Raw genomic sequence first — 482 nt, forward strand, 5'->3', positions numbered from 1 at the left:
GTCTGCGGGCCGTGCGTTTTCGGCCACGCCGTTTCCGGCGGCGTGCGGTAGGTCACTGACGACGGCAGCACCGTGAAGTGGATGTTGTGACGGCTGTCGCCGGTGTCACCGCTGGCGTAGGCGTTCTCGGCGAAGTCATAGGTCGCCGAGGTCACCAGATACTCGCCGTTGTCGCTGAAGTGCGGCGCGTTGATGATCGAGAAGGTAAAGCCCGGCGCGATGCCGGTGGCCGTGCCCGACCCGCTGACGCTGTGGTGCTCGGCCTGCCACACCTCCTGACGGATGCGCGCGTAGGACTCGCCGTGGCTGTGGTCGACAAAATGGCCCGGCCAGTCGTAAACGTCCACCGAGCCCGGCACCGGCGACGCCGGGTTCTGGCGGGCCTGCAGCATCCAGGCGTTCGGCTTGCGGAAGTCGTAGTCGTCGGTGCTGTAGATGCCCGGCGTCACGCTCTCCGCCAGCGACCACTGGCTGATACCCTC

At 67.0% G+C, this 482-nt stretch carries 1 protein-coding gene; it reads right to left on the reverse strand.

The window, feature by feature from the left end:
* On the reverse strand, positions 1 to 482 hold a 482-nt coding region (locus OK409_RS22445), incomplete at both ends, for a contractile injection system protein, VgrG/Pvc8 family (protein WP_264367564.1).

Source organism: Pantoea sp. RG18, from assembly GCF_025910075.1.
Classification (GTDB): Bacteria; Pseudomonadota; Gammaproteobacteria; order Enterobacterales; family Enterobacteriaceae; genus Pantoea; species Pantoea agglomerans.